At 58.1% G+C, this 25,492-nt stretch carries 21 protein-coding genes and 1 tRNA gene; 15 read left to right on the plus strand and 7 right to left on the minus strand.

Annotation, left to right across the window (positions count from 1 at the left end):
- Positions 1–59 precede the first annotated feature (59 nt).
- The 5 genes from OZ656_RS05780 (at position 60) to OZ656_RS05800 (ending at position 6,450) form a co-directional block, all read left to right on the plus strand.
- Positions 60–1,688 carry an acyl-CoA synthetase gene (locus OZ656_RS05780; protein WP_022990962.1) on the plus strand — a complete coding sequence of 543 codons (1,629 nt, stop codon included), beginning with the start codon at positions 60–62 and terminating at the stop codon, positions 1,686–1,688.
- A 93-nt stretch (positions 1,689–1,781) separates the two neighbouring features.
- Positions 1,782–3,158 (plus strand): solute carrier family 23 protein, encoded by a 1,377-nt coding sequence (locus OZ656_RS05785; RefSeq protein ID WP_014420962.1) that lies wholly within the window; start codon positions 1,782–1,784, stop codon positions 3,156–3,158.
- Positions 3,159–3,399: 241 nt separating this feature from the next.
- A complete protein-coding gene (locus tag OZ656_RS05790) occupies positions 3,400–4,218 on the plus strand; it encodes a metal-dependent hydrolase (protein WP_011785563.1) in 819 nt (272 codons plus the stop codon).
- Positions 4,219–4,335: 117 nt separating this feature from the next.
- Entirely contained in the window at positions 4,336–5,286 is a 951-nt protein-coding gene (locus OZ656_RS05795) for a DegV family protein (protein ID WP_011785562.1), read from the plus strand.
- Between the two features lie 129 nt (positions 5,287–5,415).
- On the plus strand, positions 5,416–6,450 hold the full coding sequence (locus OZ656_RS05800; protein ID WP_011785561.1) for a hypothetical protein: 1,035 nt from the start codon (positions 5,416–5,418) through the stop codon (positions 6,448–6,450).
- A gap of 73 nt (positions 6,451–6,523) precedes the next feature.
- Here OZ656_RS05800 and fdxA read toward each other — a convergent pair whose 3' ends face one another.
- The 4 genes from fdxA to OZ656_RS05820 form a co-directional block, all read right to left on the minus strand.
- Complete coding sequence (gene fdxA, locus OZ656_RS05805; protein ID WP_011785560.1) at positions 6,524–6,847, minus strand: ferredoxin FdxA; 324 nt, start codon at positions 6,845–6,847, stop codon at positions 6,524–6,526.
- Between the two features lie 163 nt (positions 6,848–7,010).
- On the minus strand, positions 7,011–9,635 hold the full coding sequence (gene mutS, locus OZ656_RS05810) for a DNA mismatch repair protein MutS (protein WP_183579265.1): 2,625 nt from the start codon (positions 9,633–9,635) through the stop codon (positions 7,011–7,013).
- Between the two features lie 111 nt (positions 9,636–9,746).
- Entirely contained in the window at positions 9,747–10,370 is a 624-nt protein-coding gene (locus tag OZ656_RS05815) for a TIGR04282 family arsenosugar biosynthesis glycosyltransferase (protein ID WP_023009328.1), read from the minus strand.
- Positions 10,367–11,071 carry a TIGR04283 family arsenosugar biosynthesis glycosyltransferase gene (locus OZ656_RS05820; RefSeq protein ID WP_023009327.1) on the minus strand — a complete coding sequence of 235 codons (705 nt, stop codon included), beginning with the start codon at positions 11,069–11,071 and terminating at the stop codon, positions 10,367–10,369. The genes OZ656_RS05815 and OZ656_RS05820 overlap by 4 nt, the downstream gene beginning before the upstream one ends.
- Before the next feature lie 73 nt (positions 11,072–11,144).
- Between OZ656_RS05820 and OZ656_RS05825 the strand changes: the two genes are divergently transcribed.
- The 4 genes from OZ656_RS05825 (at position 11,145) to OZ656_RS05840 (ending at position 14,478) form a co-directional block, all read left to right on the plus strand.
- Positions 11,145–12,245 carry an FAD-dependent oxidoreductase gene (locus OZ656_RS05825; protein WP_278349898.1) on the plus strand — a complete coding sequence of 367 codons (1,101 nt, stop codon included), beginning with the start codon at positions 11,145–11,147 and terminating at the stop codon, positions 12,243–12,245.
- A 37-nt stretch (positions 12,246–12,282) separates the two neighbouring features.
- A complete protein-coding gene (locus tag OZ656_RS05830) occupies positions 12,283–12,783 on the plus strand; it encodes a nicotinamide-nucleotide amidohydrolase family protein (RefSeq protein ID WP_023009325.1) in 501 nt (166 codons plus the stop codon).
- A gap of 157 nt (positions 12,784–12,940) precedes the next feature.
- Positions 12,941–13,984: a recombinase RecA gene (recA, locus tag OZ656_RS05835; protein WP_011785554.1), complete on the plus strand. Its 1,044-nt coding sequence runs from the start codon at positions 12,941–12,943 to the stop codon at positions 13,982–13,984.
- A 32-nt stretch (positions 13,985–14,016) separates the two neighbouring features.
- A complete protein-coding gene (locus tag OZ656_RS05840; protein ID WP_014420968.1) occupies positions 14,017–14,478 on the plus strand; it encodes a flavodoxin family protein in 462 nt (153 codons plus the stop codon).
- Here OZ656_RS05840 and OZ656_RS05845 read toward each other — a convergent pair whose 3' ends face one another.
- Complete coding sequence (locus OZ656_RS05845; protein WP_031210250.1) at positions 14,479–14,856, minus strand: PilZ domain-containing protein; 378 nt, start codon at positions 14,854–14,856, stop codon at positions 14,479–14,481. It lies immediately after the preceding gene.
- 238 nt (positions 14,857–15,094) lie between these two features.
- Here OZ656_RS05845 and OZ656_RS05850 point away from each other — a divergent pair, with 238 nt between their 5' ends.
- From OZ656_RS05850 to OZ656_RS05860, 3 genes are read left to right on the plus strand one after another with little or no spacing between them, the layout of a single operon-like run.
- Positions 15,095–17,503, plus strand: coding sequence for a Lon protease family protein (locus tag OZ656_RS05850; protein ID WP_011785551.1), 2,409 nt, complete (start codon positions 15,095–15,097; stop codon positions 17,501–17,503).
- Positions 17,504–17,541: 38 nt separating this feature from the next.
- Positions 17,542–18,162: a response regulator FixJ gene (gene fixJ, locus OZ656_RS05855; RefSeq protein ID WP_014420970.1), complete on the plus strand. Its 621-nt coding sequence runs from the start codon at positions 17,542–17,544 to the stop codon at positions 18,160–18,162.
- 51 nt (positions 18,163–18,213) lie between these two features.
- Positions 18,214–19,782 (plus strand): response regulator, encoded by a 1,569-nt coding sequence (locus tag OZ656_RS05860; RefSeq protein WP_113878883.1) that lies wholly within the window; start codon positions 18,214–18,216, stop codon positions 19,780–19,782.
- Between the two features lie 3 nt (positions 19,783–19,785).
- Here OZ656_RS05860 and OZ656_RS05865 read toward each other — a convergent pair whose 3' ends face one another.
- Positions 19,786–20,661: a MaoC family dehydratase gene (locus OZ656_RS05865; RefSeq protein WP_278349914.1), complete on the minus strand. Its 876-nt coding sequence runs from the start codon at positions 20,659–20,661 to the stop codon at positions 19,786–19,788.
- 235 nt (positions 20,662–20,896) lie between these two features.
- Here OZ656_RS05865 and OZ656_RS05870 point away from each other — a divergent pair, with 235 nt between their 5' ends.
- Together OZ656_RS05870 and OZ656_RS05875 are read left to right on the plus strand one after the other, a co-directional pair.
- On the plus strand, positions 20,897–21,928 hold the full coding sequence (locus OZ656_RS05870; RefSeq protein WP_014420974.1) for an AraC family transcriptional regulator: 1,032 nt from the start codon (positions 20,897–20,899) through the stop codon (positions 21,926–21,928).
- A 118-nt stretch (positions 21,929–22,046) separates the two neighbouring features.
- Positions 22,047–22,123, plus strand: a tRNA-Asp gene (locus OZ656_RS05875).
- Positions 22,124–22,147: 24 nt separating this feature from the next.
- Here the strand turns inward: OZ656_RS05875 and OZ656_RS05880 are convergent.
- Positions 22,148–23,194: an AraC family transcriptional regulator gene (locus tag OZ656_RS05880; RefSeq protein ID WP_226611028.1), complete on the minus strand. Its 1,047-nt coding sequence runs from the start codon at positions 23,192–23,194 to the stop codon at positions 22,148–22,150.
- Between the two features lie 135 nt (positions 23,195–23,329).
- Between OZ656_RS05880 and OZ656_RS05885 the strand changes: the two genes are divergently transcribed.
- Positions 23,330–25,393 (plus strand): NADPH-dependent 2,4-dienoyl-CoA reductase, encoded by a 2,064-nt coding sequence (locus OZ656_RS05885; RefSeq protein ID WP_011785547.1) that lies wholly within the window; start codon positions 23,330–23,332, stop codon positions 25,391–25,393.
- The last annotated feature ends 99 nt before the right edge of the window (positions 25,394–25,492 follow it).

Raw genomic sequence — 25,492 nt, forward strand, 5'->3', positions numbered from 1 at the left:
CTTTAGCGATTCTTCTGAATACGCCATAAGAACAACATCCGAGTTAGAGGACCACGCCAATGACGTCGATTTTTGACCAGGGCCTAGAGCCCCGGGACGCGAACTACGCTGTTCAATCCCCCATAGATTTTATCGAGCGCACGGCCAGTGTGTATCCGGATTACCCGGCCATCATCCACGGTGCTATCCGCCGCACCTGGGCTGAAACCTACGACCGCTGTCTGCGCCTGGCATCTGCCCTGAAAGGCCGTGGAATCGGCCGGGGCGACACCGTTGCCGTGATGCTGCCGAACATTCCGGCCATGGTGGAGTGCCATTTCGGCATCCCTATGATCGGTGCCGTGCTCAATACCCTGAACGTTCGCCTGGATGCCGAAGCCATCGCCTTCATGCTGGAGCATGGCGAAGCCAAGGTGGTGATTGCTGACCGGGAGTTCGGTCAGGTGATCAAGGATGCGGTGCGCCATCTGGAGCACAAGCCGCTGGTGATTGACGTGGATGACCCTGAGTATGGTGAGGGCGTTCAGGTCAGCGACCTGGATTACGAGGCCTTCCTGCAGGAAGGGGACCCGCAGTTCCAGTGGAGTTTCCCGGAAAATGAGTGGGATGCCATTTCCCTGAACTACACCTCCGGCACTACCGGTAATCCCAAAGGCGTGGTGTACCACCACCGCGGTGCCTACATCAACGCGCTGGGCAACCAGACGGTGTGGTCCATGGACATGCACCCGGTGTACCTGTGGACGCTGCCGATGTTTCACTGCAATGGCTGGTGTTTCCCCTGGACCATTACTGCCATGGCCGGTACCCACGTGTGCCTGCGCCGGGTAGACCCGGAGAAGATTCTGCAGCTGATTCGTGACCATCAGGTTACCCACATGTGTGGTGCCCCGATCGTCCTCAATGCCTTGCTGAATGCCTCACCGGAAGCCAAGGCGGGCATCGACCACGAAGTGAAGTCCATGACTGCCGGCGCTGCGCCCCCTGCCCAGGTGATTGGCTCCATCGAAGAAATGGGCATCAAGGTTACGCACGTGTATGGCCTGACCGAAGTCTATGGACCGGTCACTGTGTGTGCCTGGAAATCCGAGTGGGACGAGCTGCCTCTGCATGATCGCGCCAAGATCAAAGCCCGCCAGGGTGTGCGTTACCACACGCTGGGCGGCACCATGGTGGCTGATCCCAACACCATGCAGCCAGTCCCCAAGGACGGCAAAACCATCGGTGAGATCTTCCTGCGTGGTAACACCGTGATGAAGGGGTACCTGAAAAACCCGACCGCCACGGAAGAGGCGTTCCGTGGTGGCTGGTTCCACACTGGCGACCTGGCGGTGTGGCACGAAGACGGCTACATGGAAATCAAGGATCGCCTGAAGGACATCATCATCTCAGGTGGCGAGAACATCTCCACCATCGAGGTGGAAGATACCCTCTATCGCCATCCGGCCGTACTGGAAGCGGCGGTGGTTGCCCGGCCTGATGAGAAGTGGGGCGAAACCCCCTGTGCCTTCATCACCCTGAAGCCGGAAGCCGGGGATGTGTCTGAAGACGACATCATCAACTTCTGCCGCGAGCACCTGGCCCGCTTCAAGGTGCCCAAGACCGTGGTCTTCACGGAGCTGCCGAAAACCTCAACCGGCAAGATCCAGAAGTTCGTACTGAGGGACCAGGCCAAAGACCTGAACTGAATCCTTTAACGGCTGCGCCTGCCGGCGCAGCCATACCTCTCCACAAAAACAACACTGGCTGGCGCCTGAAACACGGTGTCTGGAGGTTTCTTTATGCAAATGTTCCACAGAAAAAATGGTGAAGAGCAGCCGTACTGGCCTGCTGGTCCCTTCAAGGTTCGTCTTCCGTTTGTGCATTACCGCTGGGAATTCGCGGAGATGGTGCAGGCGTTGATCATGTTTGTGGTCAGTCTGGCCATGATTCCGCTGCTGGAAAAATATCTCGGTGTTCCCTACGATGTGGCCCTTGCTTACGTGGTGATCTGCGGTATCGGCTTTATGCTGCCAGCCTTGCTGGGTGTGCCTCTGGTGCCCGGCTGGATTACCCCGGGTATTCCGGTGGTGCTGCTGTTCCTTTCCGATTATGAACCCGGTCCTGAGGCCATCCAGGCGCTGTTTGCATTGCAGTTCCTGGTGTTCCTGATCTTCCTGATTCTGGGCGTGACCCGGCTGGGCAGTAAACTGGTTAACTGGATCCCGCGCTCTATGAAGGGCGGCATCATTATCGGTGCCGGTATTGCGGCATTGATGGGTGAAATCGAGGCCGGCGGCCGCCTGGCCAACACGCCGATCTCCCTGATCGTGGGTGGCCTGGTGTGTCTGTATCTGATGTTCTCCGTCTCGTTCAAAGGCTTTGTCGACAAGAACGTGCTGGCCCGCAAGATTGCCAACTACGGCATGGTGCCGGGCATGGTGGTGGCCATTCTGGTGGGCTTTGCCACCGGCGAATACGATGTGCCGAATGTTGAGTGGGGGATCACCAAGCCAGCGTTCGACCAGTTGTGGAACTACCTGCCGTTTAGTGTTGGTTTCCCGGATCTGAATGTATTCCTGTATGCGATTCCGACCGCAGTCATTGCCTACGTCATTGCCTTCGGTGACATCGTGGTTGGTCAGTCCCTGATGAACCGTGTCGACCACCTGCGCAAAGACGAAGACATCGACAACAGCGTGGACCGCGTGCACCTGGTGACCGCTATCCGTAATGGCGGCCACGCATTCTTCGCGCCTTACCCTGGCCTGGCTGGCCCGATCTGGACGGCGGTGACCGCCACCATGGCCGAGCGCTACAAGTATGGCCGTAATGCCATGGATTCCATCTACAGCGGTGGTGGCACCTTCTGGATTACAGGCTTCATCGCACTGTTTGTGCTGCCGCTCGTGAGCTTCTTCCAGCCGGTGCTGCCGATTGCCCTGTCGCTGACACTGCTGCTGACTGGCTACATCTGTCTGATGGTGGGCCTGGAGCAACTGGAAAACAACACTGAACGTGGTATTGCTGGCACGATGGGCGTAGTACTCGCGGTTTACGGCGCGGGCTGGGGCCTGGCCACTGGTGCGGTGTTGTACTTCCTGATCGAGCGCACTCATATTCTCGGCTTTACCCCCGACCCGGAAGCACCGGGCGCGGAGCCGGTCAACGAGCACTGAACCTGATGCCGCCGTGTTCGGCGGCGGCATCTACCCACTGTGTGTCCTTGGGAGGCCTGAGCGCCTCCCTTTTTTGTTTCTGTTCGGATTTCTGACAAGTTGTCATATTGTGACAAAGCGTCTTTTTTTCTTGAGGTATGCCTTCCGGTTTGCAGTTACGTGGGGGTAAACTGATCCCGTTGATTAAAAATCATCCGCAGTCAAACTCCCGATAACAACAAACAGACCACAGGAGGCTGCCATGACGATCAGCTCCACCCCCGATGGTGTCACGGTCAAACCCCGGCACCTGCGGTTTGATGTTCGTACCGAACTGAGAACGCTCTGGCATGGTAACGATGCCTTTCGAACGGCCTTTTTCAATGCCTTGTCCCTGCAGTTTCCGGATGGCGAGCAACAGTTTATCAACGCAGTCCGGCTCTACCGGGATCAGATTACCGATCCCAAGTTGAAGGAGGAGATCAAGGGCTTTATCGGCCAGGAGGCTCTGCATAGCCGCGAGCACAAGGAATACAACGAGGCTCTGAAAGCCCGGGGCTACGATATTGATGCCCTGGACGAACGGTTCCGCAAACATATGGAGTGGGTCGGGCGCCTGCCGCCGAGTCGGCAGCTGGCCGGGACTTGTGGTGCTGAGCACTACACGGCCGTTCTGGCCAACGCAATTCTCAGTCACCCGGAGTGGATGGAAGGGGCGACTCCAACCATGAAGAGGCTGTGGCGCTGGCATGCCATTGAGGAAACCGAACACAAGTCGGTGGCTTTCGACGTATACCGTGCCTGTATTGGCAACGACAAGCTTCGCCGGATCGTGTTCCTGTTCGTAACCTGGAATTTCTTCCGCTACACCTTCCTTAATACCTGCAGCCTTCTGAAAACCGACGGCAAGCTCTGGAGCCTGAGAACCTGGTTGGGCGGGCTGAATTTCCTGTGGGGCAAGCCGGGGGTTCTGCGCAAGTGCCTGCCGGATTTTCTGGCCTATTTCCGGCGGGATTTTCATCCGTGGCAGCAGGACAATCGCGGTTTGCTGGAAGCCAATCTGAGGGAGCTGGAAGCCTGATCCGGTTCCCGGGTTGCTGAAATTTTCATCAGCCTGTGTAACACTGGGGCGCTGCAAAATAATCATAAGAAAGGGCGTACCCGCCAGAGGACGCGCCCGAACCCGGAGACATTCAGCATGCGAGTTGGTCTGATCGTTGATAGCGCCTGTGATCTACCCTATGAATTCGCCCGCAAACACGACCTGTTTGTGCTGCCCGTCACGGCCATTATTGATGGCCAGACCTACATCGATAACCACGATCCTGTCCGTACTCAGGAGTTCTATCAGAGCGGCCTGCTCGATAAGGGGCACCAGGCGGAAACGGAGGCGTTCAGCGCCGAGCAGATTCATGATCTTTTCATGGAAAAAATTGTCACCGAATTTGATGTCGCCATCTGCGAAACCGTAACCCGCAGCCGGAGCCTGATTTACCAGAACGCATCTGAAGCCATGAACTCTGTGATGGCGCATTATGAAGAGGCGCGCAAGGCTGCAGGCCGGGATGGTAAGTTTTCCATGCGGGTGATCGACAGCAAACAGATCTTTGCCGGCCAGGGGCTGCTGGCGGCTCACACGCTGAAGCTGATTGGCCAGAAAGTATCGAAGAATGCGCTTCGCCATGAAGTGGAAACCTTCACCGACAAAATCTACACCTGTGTCATTCCCCGGGATCTGCATTACATCCGTGAACGCGCCCGGCGCCGAGGGGACAAAAGCGTGTCTGCGGTGGCGGCTTTCCTGGGTAAGGCGCTGAACATCATCCCGGTGATTTTCGGGCAGGGTGTGGAAGGCAAACCGGTTGCCAAGACCCGTAACTTCGACATGGCTGTAGAGAAGGTGATGAATTACGCGGTCGCCCGGGTGGAAGCTGGTTTGCTGACGCCGTATGTCAGCCTTTCCTGTGGCCTGAGCTGGACCGAAATCGAGGATCTGCCGGGCCTGAATCGGCTTCGCGACGCCTGCGAGCAGAACGGCGTTGAGCTGTTGTTGTCCCAGATGGGCATTACCAGTGCCATTTATGTGGGGCCGGGCAGTATCTGCCTGGCTTTGGCAGCCGAGCCTCACGAGTTCAGTGATTTTCAGTAAATCGAACGGGCCGGTCGCCAGACTGGCCCTGTATCACGCCTGAAGGTGTAGTTCGGGCAAACCCGCCTTACCCCGGAACGTGTTAGCCTCTTTGCCAGACAAGAAAACCTGGCAAAGGAAAACAGGCTTATGACCGAGACCACCTCAACCCTGGCGGACCAATTACTTGAAGCCCACGTTCGGCACGAGCTGAATGCCCTGAAAGGCGCCAAACTGAAAAAGTTCCTGCATCAGGAAGTGGACGAACTGCTGGAGTATGCCAATAGCGTGACCCTGGAACGCGTGGTCAGTGCCGAGCAGATTATGGGCCTGATCCGGCGAGTGGTGGTGAGCATGGAGCTGGATGCCGGCATTCCGGAGCTGGCAGCGGACCTGGCAACCGAAGTGTTGAAGGCCCCGGTTCAGAGCCAGACCAGGCTGGGCGATATTCTGTCCCGGGAGCAGGCCAGTGCGTTTGTTGAGGAAGCCCTGGAGTTGCGCCACCAGCGGGAACGGGTGATCAGTGAGATTATGGCGCACCCGGTTTATCAGGAGCTGGTGTCGAATGTGGTCTATCACGGCCTGGTGAACTACCTCTACGAGGATAATCTGATTACCCGCTCAGTACCCGGGGTGGGCTCGATGATGAAATTCGGCAAGAAAATGGCTAACAAGGCCGTGCCGGGGCTGGATGAGACCTTTGAACGCCGCATCAAGGCCTGGCTTTCGGACAGCCTGCCGAGCCTGATTGCCCGAAGTGAGCAGTTCCTGCACAAGGCTTTGAGTGATGACGAACTGCGTGACACAGTCATGGCGGCCTGGGTGTCTCTCGAAGACCGAACCATCGAGGATCTGCAGGACGGACTGGGTGATGTTCAGCTGCAGGAATTTGTGGTGCTGGGCTATGACTTCTGGCTGCATTTCCGCCAGACACCGTATTTTGAGGGCTGTGTTCAGGCAGTAGTGGAGGGATTGTATGCCCGCTATGGTAACCAACCAGTGATGAACCTGCTCGCGGATATCGGCGTCACGCGGGAAGTGATTGTCACAGAACTTGAAGCGGTGGGCTTGCCGCTGGTGGATCTGCTCCGGCAGGAGGGCTATCTGGAGGCGTTGTTGCGGCGCAGGCTGGAACCGTTCTATCGTTCGGCGGCGACGAAAAAGCTGCTGGCGGCCGCTGGCTGAAACGCATCAGGGCCAAACACAAAAAAGGCCGGAGGTGATGCCTCCGGCCTTTTTGTTTGCGCGCGGCCTGGTCTCAGCGCTCCAGGTACTTGAGTTTGTCGGGCTTACCGTCCCACTCTTCGGCATCTGGCAGCGGGTCTTTCTTTTCAGTGATGTTGGGCCACTTGCCGGCCAGCTCTGCGTTGATTTCAACAAAGGCTTCCTGGCCTGCCGGTAGCTCGTCTTCCGAGAAGATTGCCTCGGCCGGGCACTCTGGCTCGCACAGGGCGCAGTCAATGCACTCGTCCGGGTCGATCACCAGAAAGTTGGGGCCTTCGTAGAAGCAGTCCACGGGGCAGACTTCCACGCAGTCGGTGTATTTACACTTGATGCAGTTATCAGTAACGATAAACGCCATAGTCAGATCCCTGGTTCGTAGAAGATTCAGTCTCATCAGGAGCCTGTCAGTTACCCGGCCCCGTTTATAATTTGGAGCGATATTGTAGGGAGCCCCCCACACTGCCGCAAGCGTTGGCCTGCTATATCGTTATTACCCAGATCAAGTTTGGCGCAGAATGCTGTTATTTTGCCAGTAACCCCTTGAGTTCATAAAGTTGGTTCAGCGCGTCTCTTGGGGTAATGCCGTCCAGATCGAGCTTTTCCAGGGCCTGTTCCACCACGCTCGGCTCGGCCATGGCAAACATATCGCCCTGGTACACTGCGTCCACACTGGCGGTCTTTGTAGCAGATGGTGCAGCCGGTTTCGGCTCATTAACGCTCGCGGGTGCCGGCGACGGGTTGCTGCCTGCTTCCAGGCCTTCCAGATGTGCCAGCTGGGTTTTGGCGTTGCGGATCACATCCTGGGGTACCCCGGCCAGTTTTGCCACCTGCAGCCCGTAACTCTGGCTTGCCGGGCCATCGTGCACATTGTGCAGAAACACGATGGAGTCGTCGTGCTCGGTGGCGGTCAGGTGCACGTTAACCGCATGTTCGAGGTCATCGGCCAACTGGGTCAGCTCGAAGTAGTGGGTGGCGAACAGGGTGTAACACCGGATGTTCTTTGCCAGGTGCTCAGCCGTGGCCCAGGCCAGCGACAGGCCGTCGAAGGTGCTGGTGCCGCGGCCCACTTCATCCATCAACACCAGGCTGTGTTCGGTGGCATTGTGCAGGATATTGGCGGTTTCGGTCATTTCCACCATGAAGGTGGAGCGGCCACCGGCTATGTCATCCGAGGAGCCCATGCGAGTGAAGATCCTGTCCACCGGGCCAAGCACGGCGCGGTTGGCGGGCACGAAACTGCCGGTGTAGGCCAGCAGGGCAATCAGGGCGGCCTGGCGCATGTAGGTGGACTTACCGCCCATGTTCGGGCCGGTGATCACCAGCATGCGGCGTTTGGTATCCATCAACAGGTTGTTGGGCACAAACGGCTCGTCGAGCAGCTGCTCCACCACCGGGTGCCGACCTTCCTCCACATCAAATCCTGGCTGGTCGGTAAATTCCGGCGCGGTGAAGCGCAGGGACGTGGCTCGTTCGGCGAAGTTGCTCAGCACGTCGAGTTCGGCCAGGGCCTGGGCGGCGTCCTGCAGCGGGGCCAGCTGTTCGGCCACGGTTTCCAGGACGTCGTCGTACAGGCCTTTTTCCCGGGCCAGGGCACGGCTTTTGGCGCTCAGTGCCTTGTCCTCAAACTCTTTCAGTTCCGGGGTGATGAAGCGTTCGGCGTTTTTCAGGGTCTGGCGGCGGATATAGTCCACGGGTGCCTGGTCAGACTGCGCCCGGCTGATTTCGATGTAGTAACCATGCACCCGGTTGTAGCCCACTTTCAGGGTGGAAATGCCGGTGCGTTCACGCTCCCGGGTTTCCACATCCAGCAGATACTGGCCGGCGTTTTCACTGATGTTGCGGAGTTCATCCAATTCTTCGTCGAAGCCTTCGGCAATCACACCGCCATCACGAATTACCACCGGCGGGTTGTCGATGATGGCGCGTTCCAGCAGGTCGGCCAGTTCCGGGTATTCACCGATGACGGTGGCCAGCTTCACGATATGGTGTGAGTTGACCGGTTTCAGTGCCTCCTGCAGTTCTGGCAGGGCATGAAAAGCGTCGCGCAGGCGCGCAAGGTCCCTGGGGCGGGCAGAACGCAGGGCAACCCGGGCCAGAATCCGTTCGATATCACCCACCCGTTTCAGTAGATCGTGCACCGGCTCATAGTGGAAACCGTCCAGCAGCGCAGATACTGCCTGCTGGCGCTGGCGCACGCGCTCAACATCCCGAAGTGGACGATTCAGCCAGCGTCGGAGCTCCCGGGCTCCCATGGCAGTGGCGGTGCGGTCCATCACCCAGGCCAGGGTGTGTTGTTGGCCACCCATCAGGTTGGTGTCGATTTCCAGATTACGGCGGCTGGCGGCATCCAGTATCACGGCGTCTTCCCGGCGTTCGCGGGTCAGTTTGCGGATATGCGGCAGCGCCGTGCGCTGGGTCTCCTTGGCGTATTGCAACAGGCAGCCTGCAGCGCAAACGGCCAGGGTCAGGTCTTCGCAGCCAAAGCCGGTGAGATCGCGTACCTGCAACTGCTGGGTGATCACCCGGAGGGCGGTGTCCGATTCAAACAGCCAGGGGCCCTGACGGCGTACGCCGGTGAAACCCTCAAGGATGTCGGTATAGGGAAAATCCTCGCTGATCAGGATCTCAGCGGGTCGCAGGCGCTGAAGCTCACCCTGCAGGGCTTCAAGGCTCTCCAGTTCCGACACCGCGAACCGGCCACTGGAAATATCCAGAGAGGCAAAGCCGAACTGCTCTTTGTGATGGTAGATGGCTGCCAGCAGGTTATCGCGGCGGTCTTCCAGAAACGCCTCGTCACTCAGTGTACCGGGAGTGACAATGCGCACGACCTTGCGTTCCACCGGGCCCTTGCTAGTGGCAGGATCACCAATCTGCTCGCAGATAGCGATGGACTGGCCCGCGCGAACCATGCGGGCAATGTAGCCTTCGGCCGAATGGAAGGGTACCCCTGCCATGGGAATCGGATTACCTCCGGACTGGCCACGTGCGGTCAGGGTAATGTCCAGCAACTCTGCGGCTTTTTTAGCGTCGTCGTAAAACAGCTCGTAGAAGTCCCCCATGCGGTAGAACACCATCTCGTTCGGGTGTTCTCCCTTGATTTTCAGGTACTGCTGCATCATCGGGGTGTGCTTGGACAGGTCCGTCATAGTTCCTCAATTCTTCCGGGTAAACATCGGCAAGGGTGGTGGCACGCCGTTCGGGATACCAAAACCCGCGATGGTACCATGGTCCGGAGGTGTCGGCAGCCGGTCAGTCACTCAGGGCATCATCAGTCCGGGATAGTCTGTCGCCAGCCTTTGCAGGTCAGCCGGCTCGTCGACGTCGTTCAGGGTTTCGCTCTCCGCCAGGCGCCACCCCAGGGCCGCCAGACGCTGTCGGGTGATGGCGGCCACCTGCTCGGTACTCCAGGGTATATCCGTGAAGAGGGTCGGGCTGAAACGCCGGAGCCCCAGCAGGGCATAGCCGCCGTCGGCGACCGGGCACAGGCAGGCATCGTGGTTCAGGAGGTCGCCGGCCATTTGCTTCAGTCGGTTGGCGTCAAGATCCGGGCAGTCCGTTCCGATCAGGATCACCGGTAAGCCGGCTGTCAGGGCATGCCTGGCCGCTTCCGCCATGCGATGGCCCAGGTCACCTTCAGCCTGGGAAGACAGGATGGCTCGGTCACCAGGGTCCAACTGTTGCCAGTATTCTGCCGCAGGATCCGGGCTGACACAGAGCTCCACCGGGCCGATACTGGCGTCGAGGGCCTGCGCCAGAGTGTGCCGCAGCATGCGGTCTGCCAGCCGGGCGGCACCGGCCTCACCCAGCGCCGGGATCAGACGGGTTTTTACCTTCCCGGGCCGGGGTTCTTTGGCGATAACAATAATGCGTGTCTGGTTCATCGGTAACGGACTGCCAGTTGGTCTGCGGGAACGCCGCGCCAATAGGCCCAGCGCAACTGCCACATTAAACAGATCGTCCGCCAGCCGCCGCGCTGATCCCAGCGCCGGCCGGAGGTGACCACTCTGTCCCTCAGACACACCGGGGGCGTGATGTGTTTCAGGCGTTTGCAGATTTCCACATCTTCCATCAGTGGTTGTTCCGGAAACCCTCCGACCTGCTCGAACAGGGTTCGAGTCATAAACAGGGCCTGATCGCCCGTGGCGATGCCGGTCAGTCTCGAGCGCAGATTCATCATGGCGCCAACGATCGGCAACAGGCGGGAGCGGCCGTCGATACAAACATCAAAACGGCCCCAGCTGGTTTCTGAGCGTGCCAGGTGAGTCATCACTTGCGTGTCCGCATGCTCCGGCAGCCGGGTGTCCGAGTGCAGGAATATCAGGAAAGGCGATTGGCTGCTTCGTGCTCCAGCATTCATCTGGGTTGCGCGTCCGCGGGCAGAGCGAATCAGGGGAAACCCCCTTGCTTCAATGAGACTGTCCGATTTGTCGTCGCTGCCGCCATCCACCACAATGATTTCGGCGCCCCGCTGACGCCAGATTTCCAGGTGGCTCAGCAGTGGTTCGATACCGTCAATCTCGTTGAGAACGGGGACGATGATTGCGAGCCGGGGATCTTCTTCGCGTATTGGGTGTCGCAACATGGATTTTGGTGACCTCCTGAGAGGAGCATATCAGAGCTCGGGATGGTGAGCATGGCAGGCGAGAGATGAGAATATGAAGCGACTGGTTTTGCTGGGTGCCGGCCACGCTCACATGGTGGCGTTGCGTCAGTTCGCGCGCGATCCGTTGCCGGAGACTGAGTTGGTGCTAGTGTCACCGTCCCGGTGGCAGTACTACTCCGGGATGATCCCGGGCTGGCTGGCCGGGCACTATCGCTTCGATCAGTGTCGTGTCCTGGTCGGGCCCACGGTGATCGCCGCCGGTGGCAGGCTGGTGCTCGATCGGGCTGTTGAATTGCGGGCAGCCGAGCAGGAGGTCGTGTTGGCAAGTGGTGAAGGGGTGCCCTACGATCTGCTTTCTGTCGATGTTGGATCGGCCAGTGACAGTGCCGTGCTGAACGAGCCGGACAGCATGATCCTCGGTGTTAAGCCCGTCGAACGATTTGCTGAAGACTGGCCGGCAACCGAGCGATCACTGCGCGCCAGAGCGCGCCCGCGTATTGTTGTTCTTGGTGGAGGCGCAGGAGGTGCGGAGATCGCTATGGCCCTGGCCCGGCGATCAGCGGATTGCGACCAGGCGGGCGTTGTTCTGGTGGCCGGCAGCAATGGTGTGGTACCGGGCTTTCGTCCCCGCTTTCGCCGCCTGGTGCGGCGGGCGCTGATGCGCTGCGGTGTCGAGATTGTTGAGGAGTATGGAGAGCCGGTGGTTGACGGGGTTCGGTTGGCCGGTGGGCGACGAATGCGGGCCGATGCGGTTCTGGTATCTACCGGTGGCAGGGCTCTGCCCTTTCTGGGAGCCAGCGGCCTGGCCGTAGACGAAGCCGGTTTTGTCAGGGTAGACGCCAGCCATCGCAGTACGTCTCACCACAATGTGTTTGTGGCCGGAGATACCTGTAGCCGGGTTGACCAAAGGCTGGACCGTTCCGGGGTACACGCGGTTCGTGCCGGGCCGATACTGGCCCGTAATCTTGCTGCTGCGATATCGGGTAAACCGTTGGCGCGTTTCTATCCGCGAAGGTTTTCGTTGTACCTGTTGGCGGCGGGAGACTGCACGGCGATTGGTAGTTATGGCCCTTTGACGTTTTCGGGGGCCTGGGTCTGGAAGTGGAAAGACCGCATTGATCGCGGATTTGTTGACAGTTTTCCCGGAGCCTGAGACTGGCGACGGGCATTACAGGAAACGGGAGAACCGTATGAATGTGACCGACGGACAATTGGCCAAGGCTGGTGACGCGCTGGCGGTGGCGCTTGAGCGTAAGGGGATGACCATCGCCACCGCTGAAAGCTGCACCGGTGGCTGGGTGGCCAAGGTGCTGACTGACCGGGCGGGGTCGTCCGCCTATATTATGGCGGGTCTGGTGACCTACAGTAACGCCGCCAAGCAGGCCATCCTTGGCGTACAGGCTGATACTCTGGAGCAGTGCGGGGCGGTCAGTGAACCGGTGGTGCGACAGATGGTGACAGGTGCCATACGTGCCACAGGCGTGGATATTGCCGTCGCTATCAGCGGTGTTGCCGGGCCGGGTGGGGGTAGTGCAGACAAGCCGGTTGGTACGGTCTGGTTTGCCTGGGGCAGCCGGGCTGGCAACATCGAAGCCCGGGTAGCGCATTTCGATGGCGATCGGGATCAGGTGCGCCGGCAGTCGGTTTTGTATGTATTAGAAGGAGTTACCGGATTTGTCGAAACCCTGTGAGGATTTTCACCTTTCCGGGGGTTGGTCTCCTTCTGGCCATATGTTTTAATACTGTTCAAATATACAGGAAAAAACTGGATGGCTATTCAGGTTTTCTCCGGATTCTGCCGCATTGGCCGACAAGGTTGAGCGGCCCTGGTAACGAGGGTTTGCAAGAATGGAAGATAACCGCAAGAAAGCACTCGGCGCAGCGTTGAGCCAGATCGAACGCCAGTTCGGTAAAGGTGCCGTAATGAAGATGGGCGACCAGCCCCGTGAGGCGATTCCTGCCGTATCCACCGGCTCTCTTGGGCTGGATGTTGCTCTGGGTATTGGTGGTCTTCCTTACGGTCGGATCGTTGAGATTTACGGCCCGGAGAGCTCCGGTAAAACCACGCTGACTTTGCAGGTTATCGCGGAAGCGCAAAAACAGGGTAAAACCTGTGCCTTTGTGGATGCCGAGCACGCTCTGGACCCGGTTTATGCGGAAAAGCTGGGTGTTAACGTTGATGAGCTGCTGGTTTCCCAGCCGGATACCGGTGAGCAGGCGCTGGAAATCGCCGACATGCTCGTGCGCTCGAACGCGGTGGACGTGATCATTGTCGATTCGGTTGCGGCGCTGACCCCGAAAGCGGAAATTGAAGGCGAAATGGGCGACAGCCACGTGGGTCTTCAGGCTCGCCTGATGTCACAGGCACTGCGCAAGCTTACCGGTAATGTGAAGCACGCCAATTGCCTGATGGTGTTCATCAACCAGATCCGTATGAAGATTGGCGTTATGTTCGGTAGCCCCGAGACTACCACCGGTGGTAACGCCCTGAAATTCTACTCCTCTGTGCGCCTTGATATTCGCCGTATCGGTTCGGTGAAAGACGGCGACGAAGTGGTGGGCAACGAAACCCGCGTAAAAGTCGTCAAGAACAAGGTATCGCCGCCGTTCCGGCAGGCAGAATTCCAGATCATGTACGGTAAGGGCATCTACCACATGGCGGAAGTGCTCGACATGGGCGTGAAAGAAGGCTTTGTGGACAAGTCCGGTGCCTGGTACGCCTATAACGGCGACAAGATCGGCCAGGGCAAAGCAAACGCTTGTAAGTTCCTGGAAGAGAACCTGGATATCGCCAATGAAATCGAGGCTAAAGTGCGTGACAAGCTGATGCCCAAGCCGGTCAAGAAAGAGACGGCGGAGGCTCCTGCTGAAGCCAATGGCGAACTGCTATAAATTCTAAAAAGAGAAAGATAGGGAGGCGTGACATGAAGCGACTGCTGATTGTGGCTCATGCCCCGTCTCCGAATACCCTGAGATTACGGAGCGCCATCGAAAATGGCGCTCGTAATCCGGACATCGAAGCGGTAGAGGTGGTGGTAAAGGCGCCTCTCGAAGCTGGCCCCGAAGACATCCTCGCATGCGACGCCATCATCCTGGGCACCACGGAAAACCTCGGCTACATGTCTGGCGCCCTGAAAGACTTTTTCGACCGCAGCTACTATCCCTGCCTGGAGAAAACCCAGGGCCTGCCTTTTGCCTTTTATATCCGTGCCGGCCATGATGGTACCGGGACCCGCCGAGCTATTGAGACCATAACCACAGGGCTGCGCTGGAAGCTGGTGCAGGATGCACTGGTATGCCGGGGTGAATTCCGGCCCGAGTTTGAAGAGCAGTGTTACGAGTTGGGTATGGCAGTGGCGGCCAGCCTTGACGCCGGCCTGATTTGATCAACTGGCGTAGCGGTTGTAGAAGCCTTCAATACGGGACAGTGCGTTGTCCATCGTTCGTGAGTAGGCATTTTTGTCCAGGCAATAGGCAAACTGCAGACTGACCCGATATCCCGCCTGGTAGGGCTGGCAGGCGATAACCCGGGCTCCGACCCGGGATTCACTGATGTACTTGCCCTCGATATCAAGAAACAGTCGCACACCTACATCCACCGGTCGTGGGCAGAGAACCGCCATACCATAGCGGTTCATGTCCAGGCAGGTAACTGCCACAGGCTGTTTGCCACGGCCGAAGAAACCGCGCTCACGAAGTTGAACCCTCAGGCAGGACGCCGGAAAACGATCCTTGATGCGGCGATCTGCGGAATTATTCGTCATGTTTTCAGTCATCACGTGTCTTGTACTTGTTGTGGCCGGATTCCGTCCGGGAGATGAAGTGTAGTAATCGACGGCTTGCATGAAAAATGACCACGGCCGGATTTGTGACCAAGTTGGCACTTGCGGTCGGCTCTGGCCCCTTTCGATAAAACCGGACGAGGTACGCGACAGACCCGGCCCCAGGCACTACAATGGCGGGCCTGAAATCCGACAAAACTGACCGTTACGGGAAGCCAATTTGAAGTCTCTGCCCCTGCATCAGCTGTATAAAGCCTGCGTCCTCAAAGACCTGCCATTCAAGACCACAAGGCAACTTGAGCCCCTGGCCGAAATCGTGGGCCAGAACCGTGCCCAGGAGGCCGTGCGCTTTGCCCTGGCCATGCCCCATGGCGGCTACAACGTCTATGCCGTGGGTCGGAATGGGCTGGGCAAGCGAACCATGATGCTGCGTTACCTTGAGCATCATGTGGACACGCTGCAGCAAAGCCATGACTGGTGTTATGTCGCCAACTTCGAGGAACCGCGTAATCCCAAGCTGTTGCAGCTGCCGGGAGGTATGGGGACCCAGCTGAAGCAGGACATGGAAAAGCTGATGACCCGGCTGGTGAAAACGATCCCCCAGACTTTTGACAGCGACAGCTTTCTGGAACGCTCGGAGCAGTTGAAGAATGATTACGGCAAGAGGCAGGAAGATGAGCTGGCCAAAGTGGCTGCCCAGGCCAAGCGGAAAAAGGTAAGCCTGACGGTAACCACCCCCGGTGGCTATCGCCTGGTCGCCATGAACGGCGACGAGCCTCACACCGCGGAAAGTTTCCAGGCTCTGACCGAGGAGCAGCGGGACAAGTTTGAGGACTCGATCAACAAGCTTGAGAAGAAGTTGCGCCAGGCGTTGCGGAAAATGGCGGACTGGGAACAGGAATATGCCGACAAACAGCAGGCTCTGAACCAGGAGACCCTGGAGGGTATCTCCGGCCATCAGATTGACGAGCTGGTGGAGAAATACCGTGAACAGCCCGATGTGGTTACTTACCTGGAGGCGGTTCGCAAAGACCTGGTGGATAACCTGGATATTTTCCTGGAAGACGACGAGGAGCAGGCTGCCATTGCCTGGGCCGCACTGGACAAGAGAATGCCCCGGCGCTACCTCATCAATGTGCTGGTGCATCAGAAAACCAATGAAGTACCGGTGGTGGTGGAAGATAATCCCACCTATCACAATCTGTTCGGCTATGTGGAAAACGTGACCTACAAGGGCACGGTCTTTACCGACTTCTCTCTGATTCGGGCCGGAAGCCTGCACCGGGCCAACGGTGGCTATCTGCTGATGGACGCCATCAAGGTGCTGGAGCAGCCGTTCGTATGGGATGGTCTGAAGCGCGCATTGCGATCAAAATCGATCCAGATCAACTCCCTGGAGCGGGAGCTGACCCTGTCCGGTACCATTTCCATCGAGCCGGAGGCGGTTCCCCTGAACGTCAAGATTGTGTTGTTCGGCGATCGGGAAACCTGGATGCTGCTGCAGGAATACGATTCCGAGTTTGCCGAGCTGTTCCGGGTAACGGCGGATTTCGAAAACGAGATGTACCGCACCGAAGAGAGCCAGTTGCTGTACGCCAAGTTCATCTCCAGCCTTGTGGTTGAGAAGAAGCTGTTGCATTGCACCAACAAGGCGGTGGCTCGCATTATCGAGCATAGTGCCCGCATGGCTGACCATCAGGACAGGCTGTCGTTGCATGCCGCCGACATCGCCAACCTGTTGCGAGAGTCGGATTTCTGGGCCCGCCAGGCTGGTGCCAAGCTGATTTCTGAGGTACATGTGGAACGTGCGCTGGAGAGCGCCCGTTACCGCAGCAGTCGCATCCGTGATCAGTTCTATGATTCCATCCGGGACGGTTCCACTCTGGTGACCACCACGGGCACCTGCGTAGGTCAGGTAAACGCGCTTTCGGTATTGTCCACCGGTGGCTTCGAGTTTGGTTTGTCCAATCGTGTGACCGCAAGCTGCTACTATGGAGATGGCGGAGTCATGGACATTGAGCGCGATGTGAAGCTGGGAGGCAATATCCACTCCAAGGGCGTGATGATTCTGAGTTCCTGGCTGGCCTCTCATTTTGCCGTGAACGATCCCATGCACCTGTCTGCCAGCCTGACCTTTGAGCAGAACTATGGCGAGGTGGATGGCGACAGTGCCTCGTTGGCGGAACTCTGTGCGCTGATTTCGGCCTTGTCCGGCATTCCGGTGCGGCAGGATCTGGCCATTACCGGCTCTGTTAATCAGTTTGGCGAGGTTCAGCCGATTGGTGGTGTGAACGAAAAGGTGGAAGGCTTCTATGCCACCTGTGAGCTTAAAGGTGGTCTGACCGGCAGCCAGGGTGTCATCATTCCAACCACCAATGTCCAGAACCTGATGTTGGACAGCGAAGTGGTGCAGGCGGCCCGGGCAGGGCGGTTTGCCGTGTACCCGGTTGCCCGGGTGGAAGAGGCGATTACACTGTTACTGGGCAAGCCGGCGGGCAAAGCCGATGAGAAAGGCAGGTACCCCAAGCAGAGTGTTTTTGGCATTATTCAGCAACGGCTCGAAAAAATGCGCGAGCATGAGCGGCAGGAGCACGCCCGGGACGATCATAAAGATCCGTCCATTCACTGACCGGCACCATAATAAAACGGACAGGAGAGTACAGATCCATGACTGAGATCCAGCAAACTGTGTACGTGGTAGAGGACGATGAAGCCGTTCGTGATTCACTGGAGTTGTTGTTGAAATCCGATAGCAAGCCGGTGAAAACCTACGAAAGCGCCAATGCCTTTCTGAAGGACTATTCCGACAAGATGGCCGGCTGCATCGTGCTGGATATCCGTATGCCCGGGATGGATGGCATGGAGCTTCAGAAGAAGCTTAACGACAAGCATTCGATCCTGCCCATTATCTTTGTGACCGGCCATGGCGATGTGCCGATGGCGGTGGACGCCATGAAAGAGGGCGCCGTGGATTTCATCCAGAAGCCCTACCGTGAAGAGGCTCTGCTGGAGAAGATCGAGGCGGCCCTGGAGCAGGATCAGGAACAGCGTAAATCCCTGGACGAAAAACAGGAAATCATCCGCCGGGTGAAGAGCCTGACGCCCCGCGAGCGGGAAATCATGGACCGCATGATTGCCGGCCAGGCCAACAAGGTCATCGCCATTGAGTTGGAAATCAGCCAGCGTACCGTGGAGATTCACCGTTCCCGCGTAATGCACAAAATGGGCACCCATTCCCTGGCCCATCTGGTACGTATGGTCCTGTCCGTAAAGGACCTTATCGACTAGGACGGCCGGCACCGTCATCATGTCCGAACGTTTTTAACCGGCCGTATTTCTATGACTGAAACTGTCAGTGAGAACTCCGAGGTGACGGTTCTGTTGGTGGACGACAACCCGCAGAACCTGAAGGTCCTCTACGAGACCCTGAAAGACAAAGGCTACCGTTTGCTGATCGCCAACGAAGGCGAGAAAGCACTGGACCTTGCCCACCGACACCACCCTGAAGTCATCCTTCTGGATATCATGATGCCGGAAATGGACGGCTATGAGGTCTGCGAGCGCCTGAAAGCCGACCCGCAAACGGCCGACTGCGCGGTGGTGTTTCTGTCGGCACTGGATGATCTGCAGGCCAAGGTAAAAGGTTTTTCTCTTGGCGGCGCGGATTACATTTCCAAGCCGTTTCAGTCCCAGGAAGTGATTGCGCGGGTGAAAACCCATGCCCAGGTGATTCGCCTTGAGCGTGAATTGCAGGCCCGGAACCGCGAACTCCAGGGTGATCAGGCCCGGATTCTCAATTCCATCAGCGAGGGCATCTACGGCCTCGACGAGAATGGCATCATTGAATTCGCCAATCCCGCTGCGGGCATGATCATGGGCTGCCCGGTTGAAGACCTGATCGGCAAGAGCTTTTTTGATCTGCATTTTTCCACCGCGTCAGATTCGGAAGACAACCTGCCGGTAATGGCTACCTGCCGGCAAGGCGTGGCCGAGAACCAGCGCGATATCCGTATGCTACGGGCCGACGGTTCCGGTTTCCCCGCGGAGTATCGCTCAACGCCAAAGCTGGATGACGAAGAACTCCACGGCGCGGTGGTGGTGTTCCGGGATATCACTACCGAGCTGGAAAACGAGCAGGCACTGGAGGATGCCCGGGCCATGGTTCAGGAGCAGCGGGATCAGCTGGCCCACACCTCCCGTTTGAGCACCATGGGCGAGATGGCGGCGGGATTTGCCCATGAAGTCAATCAGCCACTGACGGCAATCACCAATTACGCCCGAGTGGCCAAGCGTATGATGGGCAAGGAGCAACCCGACCTGGGTTTGCTGCAGGAAACCCTGGACAAGGTCGAGGCTCAGTCCCATCGCGCCAGCGAAATCATCCGCCGGATCCGGCGATTCATGAAAAAACCCGCCACCGGTAAGGAAATACTCTCGGTTCCCGGTTTGCTGGAGGATACCCGCCAGTTTGCCGAAGTCGACATGCGCAACAACGAAGGTGGCATCGAGGTACAGGTAGAGGATTCGCTGCCGGATGTGCTGGCCGACCCCATACAGGTGCAGCAGGTCGCCCTGAACCTGATACGCAATGCCCTGGAAGCCACCCGCAGTGCCGGCGCGGCAACGCCGGTTGAAGTGAGTGCCCGCCGTTGTGGCGACCACTGTGTCCGGGTTCAGGTGCGGGACCATGGCATCGGAGTCGCCGAAGAGGCCGAAGAGAAACTGTTTCATCCGTTTCATACCACCAAGGACGAGGGTATGGGTATCGGATTGGCCACCTGCCGCTCCCTGATTCAGGCCCAGGGCGGCGAAATCGGATACGAACGACCGGACGACGGCGGCGCTTGTTTCTGGTTCACCCTGCCTGTTTCCGGAGCCGAAGGAGGGCTCTGCGCTCCGGAGGAATAAGCGCTACAGCCAGTCGATGCGCCCGGTCAGATGCGGGGCATCGCCTTTCGCATTCAGTAACTGGAAATCCCAGCCATCCTCTCCTGTCTGCCAGTTCAGCATCGCGTTTCCCGGCAGCAGCAGGGGTTTCTTGAACTGGCAACTGGCCCGCACAGGGCCATCCTTCCAGCCCTTCTGATTCTCCAGCAGCGCCAATGCCCGTGCTTTGCTCCACATGCCATGGGCAATGGCCCGTGGAAAGCCGAAGGCTCTGGCGCTCAGGGCGTGCATGTGGATCGGGTTTCGATCCCCCGAGACTTTGGCGTATTGCCGGCCCAGGTTTTCCGGGGCCTTGATCGCTTCGGAGAATGGATAGGTTTCCAGCTCCGGTTTCGGTTTTGAGCCGGCTTTACTGTGTCCGTTGGCCATCCGGAACAGGTTGGTGCTGACTTCCTCCCAGACCAGGCGCCCTGAGGCCCTCGCTTCCGTCACCAGGTCAAATTCCAGGCCCCGGTCGGTGCGTTGCTGGTTGCCCAGGATAACCCTGAGGTCCAGGTTTTCGCCTGCGGCCAGAGGGCGATGCTGGGTGATGCTGTTTCTCAGATGCACCAGGCCCAGCAACGGCAGCGGGAATGCGGGTTCGGTCAGCAGTTTCAGATGCAGGGGGAACGCCAGGATATGCGGCCAGGTCACAGGCAGCCGGGTTCCCGGATGAAAACTGCAGATTTTCAGATAATCACGGAGTGCAGGGGTGTCCGTGGTAACGCCCAGGAGGCTGGCCTCCAGTCTTGGAATCTGCACCGCTTCCGGGTTGTTCGTTCCGGATTTCGGCAGCAGTGCCCGGCCGTACAGAGGCAAGAGGGCAGGAGGCGTGTGGTGATAAACCAGTGGCGCGGACATCGTAGCGTTCTCCTTGGTCGGCCCGGGGCCGGCGTCCATGTGCATGTCTTGATGGCAATGTGGTTTTATTCTGGGCATTGCCAATTTCTGGTACAACTGTGCGTCTGTGGCCTGATATGCTCTAATGTACGACGAAAGTCTGGCAAACCCGGCCAGATCTGGCATTGACCTGGCGTGCTCCGGGCCCTGTCCGGCGGGTCAAAGTAGTAACCAATAAATAAAAAAGCGGGATACTATGCAGGAACTACGTGATGCAGGCGTGATGCTACGCCTGATATACGAGGCGATGAAGCGAAGAGGTATTGATACCGACGCCATCTTCAGCCGCCTTGGCGTTAACGAGCAGTATGTATACACGGATCAGCTTAGGACTCCCCACAGCGCCCAGCTCTATTTCTGGCAGGCGGTGGAGGATGTTTCCGGTGACCCCGATGTTGGTTTGCACCTTGGGCCATTGCTCCCCGCCTACAAGGGGCAGGTACTGGAATACCTGTTCCTGAGCAGTCCGACGTTTGGCGAGGGCTTGCGCCGCGCCCAGAATTATCAGCGCTTGCTCAGCGATGCCGCCAACACGGATTTTTTCGTGGCTGGCGATGAAGCCTGCATGGTTCTTGATACCGCCTCAGACGATGTTCGCCGTCTGAAACACTTCAATGAGTGTTTTGTTCAAGGCCTGATTACCTTCTTCAAATCCATTACCGACGGCAATTTCTACCCATCCCGGATTGAGTTCGAGCATGATCGGGAGCAGGGTCAGGACCATGTTCGTGAGGTGTTGGGGTGTGAGGTGGTGTTCGGTGCCGAGGAGAACCGGCTTTATTTCCCCGCCGAATTGCTGTCCCATGCATCGCCTCATGCGGAACCCGAACTGTTGGCCCTGCATGAACGCTTCGCCAGTGAGCAGGTGGCCCGGCTCGAGAAGAAGGACATTGTTGGCCAGGTGGAGCGCATCATCGCGGAATTGCTTGATAGCGGCGAAGTCACGCTTGATGCCGTGGCTGAGCGTTTGGGGATCAAGCCCCGGACCCTGCGAACCCGGCTGACCGAGGCCGAGACCAGTTTTAATCAGGTATTGGCGGATTTCCGCTACCGTCTAGCACGGCAGCTACTGGCCACCACCGATGAATCCATTGATGAAATTGTCTACCTGACCGGCTTTTCAGAACCCAGTACGTTTTATCGGGCGTTCAAGCGCTGGTCTGGCATGACACCGATTGAATACCGCAAGACCGCCCAGGGCAAGGATGCAATGGTTGATGCCATGTAAGTGGCGATTCAGGCAAATCTGAAAAAAGTTTGGGAAAATCGTTGACATAAACGAGGGCCTCTTTATAATGCGCCCTCGTTGTCACAGAGCAGTCGCAAGACAGCTCAGGCAGCTACGCGGAGCGGTAGTTCAGTTGGTTAGAATACCGGCCTGTCACGCCGGGGGTCGCGGGTTCGAGTCCCGTCCGCTCCGCCATTTTTTACCTCCCCTGAAGTCTTATCAGTTTTTCTTGATCCTCAGAATCTTTCGATGTTCGCCCGGGCTGATGCCATGCCATCGCTGGTATGCCTTGTGAAATGCCGGAGGGTTGGCAAAGCCGAGCAGCCAGGCAATTTCTGCCAGCGAGCTGTCGGTTTCCTTCAAGTAATCCCAGGCCAGTTGTTGGCGGGTAGTGTCCAGTAATTGCCGGAATCCACTGCCTTCTTCGGCCAGCTGTCGTTGCAGTGTCCAGGGCGTCAGGCCCATTTTTGCGGCCAGAACGTCCACCGACACCTTGCCACCCACCAGTAATGGCGCCATGTGATGGCGGGCGCGATCGGTAATTCTCCACCCTCGCTGGATTCGCTGCAGTTCCTGTTCGCACAGGCTCACCAGTTTCTCATTCATGCCTCTCTGCGCCTGCGCCGGTACCAGCTCCCAGATTGTGTCCTTGATCCGGATATCGTTTGCCGGAGCCCCGAATTCCACGGGGCATCGGAACCAGCTCTCGAACAGGTCGTCCTGACCAATGGATGGGTACTCAATCCGGACACGCTCCAGTACATCGTAGCGGCCGGTCATGTGTCGAATCAGTTGGGTCCAGGCGGCCAGCACAGAATCCACGACAAAATAGTTGTATTGGTTGTAGGGGCGAATGGAATAGAAGCTCACGGTTTTCATTGCGCGCTGAAAGCTGGGAGCCCCGCGGGAATTATGACTGGTGAGGAGTGAATATCGCACCAGCAATTCAAGTGCCCCGGCGACTGTCCCGGCGGTTTCGGCGGCGAGCCCCGCCATGCCGGCGTCGACCGGGCGTGACAGCGCCCCCATGCGCAGCCCCAGCGCCGTATTCCCCGTGGCATTGATAGCGGCGTGGCCCAGTCGCATGAATCTGGGGATGCTGATACGGGCATCGACAGCCGCCTGTTCCGGAGCGCTCAGATGGAACCGTGCTTTCAGCTGTTCCGCATCTCCACCTTCGGCAGCAACGGCCCGCAGTAGCACGGAGACATAGAGCAGGCTGATATCGCCCAGAGCATTCCGGGCCGGCGTTCGGGATTTGATCATGGGCCTATTATTGATGTTGTTCAGGGATAATCAAATGTTATTTTTTGATATTGTTGGCGCAGAGCAGGGTCGGTAGTGTTATGCCCATAACAAATGGGCGGATGTCCCGATACCTGATCAGATGAGGAGAATTTCATGACCACTGCTTCCGGCGAGAGCAAATACCCGAATCTTCTGAAGCCTCTTGATCTGGGCTTTACCACGTTACGCAACCGTACCCTGATGGGGTCCATGCACACCGGTCTTGAGGAAGTGAAAAACGGTTTTGAGCGCCTGGCGGCTTTCTACGCTGAGCGCGCCCGTGGCGGCGTTGGTCTTATCGTGACTGGTGGTATAGGCCCGAATACGGAAGGTGCGGTATTCCAGCATGCGGCCAAGATGAATACCGAGGAAGAGTCCGACAAGCACAAGGTCATCACCAAGGCGGTTCACGACGAAGGTGGCAAGATCTGTATGCAGATTCTGCATGCTGGCCGCTACGCCTACTCTCCGGAGCTGGTGGCACCCTCTGCTATTCAGGCGCCCATCAACCCTTTCAAACCCAGGGAGCTGGACGAAGCCGGTATCCAGAAGCAGATCGACGATTACGTGAATTGCGCCGCTCTCGCGCAGCGGGCCGGCTATGACGGCGTCGAGATCATGGGTTCTGAAGGTTACTTCATCAACCAGTTTATCGTCGCTCACACCAACCACCGCACCGACCAGTGGGGCGGCAGCTACGAGAACCGTATCCGTCTGCCGCTGGAGATTGTGCGCCGGGTCCGTGAGCGGGTGGGTGAGAACTTTATTATCGTCTACCGGTTGTCCATGCTGGACCTGATTGAAGACGGCAGCACCTGGGAAGAAGTGGTTCACCTGGCCAAGGAAATCGAGAAAGCCGGAGCCACCATTATCAACACCGGTATCGGTTGGCACGAAGCCCGTGTTCCGACCATTGCCACCTCGGTGCCCCGGGCCGCATTTACCAAGGTAACAGCGCGCCTGAAGGGCGAGGTCAGCATTCCCCTGGTGACCACCAACCGGATTAACATGCCGGATGTCGCCGAGAAAGTCCTGGCGGACGGCGATGCCGACATGGTCTCCATGGCCCGGCCGTTCCTGGCCGATGCTGAGCTGGTGCTGAAGGCGGAGCAGGATCGTGCCGACGAGATCAACACCTGCATCGGCTGTAACCAGGCTTGTCTGGATCATACCTTCAGCGGCAAGCTGACCTCCTGCCTGGTCAACCCGCGGGCCTGCCATGAAACCGAGCTGGCTTACGTTAAAGCGGCGCAGCCCAAGTCCATCGCGGTGGTGGGTGCCGGCCCTGCGGGCCTGGCGTTTTCCACCGTGGCCGCGGAGCGTGGTCACAAGGTGACCCTGTTTGATGCCGGCAGCGAAGTCGGTGGCCAGTTCAACGTGGCCAAGCGTATTCCGGGCAAGGAGGAATTCTACGAAACCCTGCGTTATTTCCGGAAAATGCTCGACAAGACCGGGGTCGATGTACGTCTGAATACCCGGGTTTCCGCCGAGGAACTCAAAGCGGGTGGTTTCGATGAAGTGGTTCTGGCTACTGGTGTGGAACCCCGCACTCCGGATATCGAGGGCATTGATCGCCCGAACGTTATCGGTTACCTCGACGCCCTGTTGGAGCGCAAGCCGGTGGGCCAGCGAGTGGCGGTGATCGGTGCCGGTGGTATCGGTTTTGATGTGTCCGAGTTTATTGTCCACAAGGGCGATTCTCCCTCTCTGAATACCGAACACTTCATGAAGGAGTGGGGCGTGGACCTGTCGGTAGAGCATCGCGGCGGTATCCAGGGCGTTACGGCGGAAGTGCCGGCACCGGCTCGCGAGGTCTATCTGCTGCAGCGTAAGGCCTCCAAAGTGGGCAAGAATCTGGGCAAGACCACAGGCTGGATTCACAGAACCTCGCTGAAGAATCGCCATGTTCAGATGGTGCCGGGGGTGACTTATCGCAAGATCGACGATGAAGGTCTGCACATCACGGTTACGCCGAAAGGCGCAGAGCAGGGTGAGGACAAGATCCTGCCGGTGGATACCATCATTGTGTGTGCCGGTCAGGAACCTCTTCGCGAACTGCAGGCCGGTGTTGAGGCAGCGGGCATTCCGGTACACCTGATTGGTGGCGCCGATGTGGCGGCGGAGCTGGATGCCAAGCGGGCCATTAACCAGGGTAGCCGGCTCGCTGCGGAGATTTGATCACAAATCGTTGCAGTTTTTCTCTGTGCTTCGGCACTTGTCTGGCTAGACTATGTCGGAAAGTGTTTGAATTGGAACCAAAGGGCGCTGGCGAGCGTC

It is taken from the genome of Marinobacter sp. LM1 (genome assembly GCF_042763285.1).
Lineage (GTDB): Bacteria > Pseudomonadota > Gammaproteobacteria > Pseudomonadales > Oleiphilaceae > Marinobacter > Marinobacter nauticus.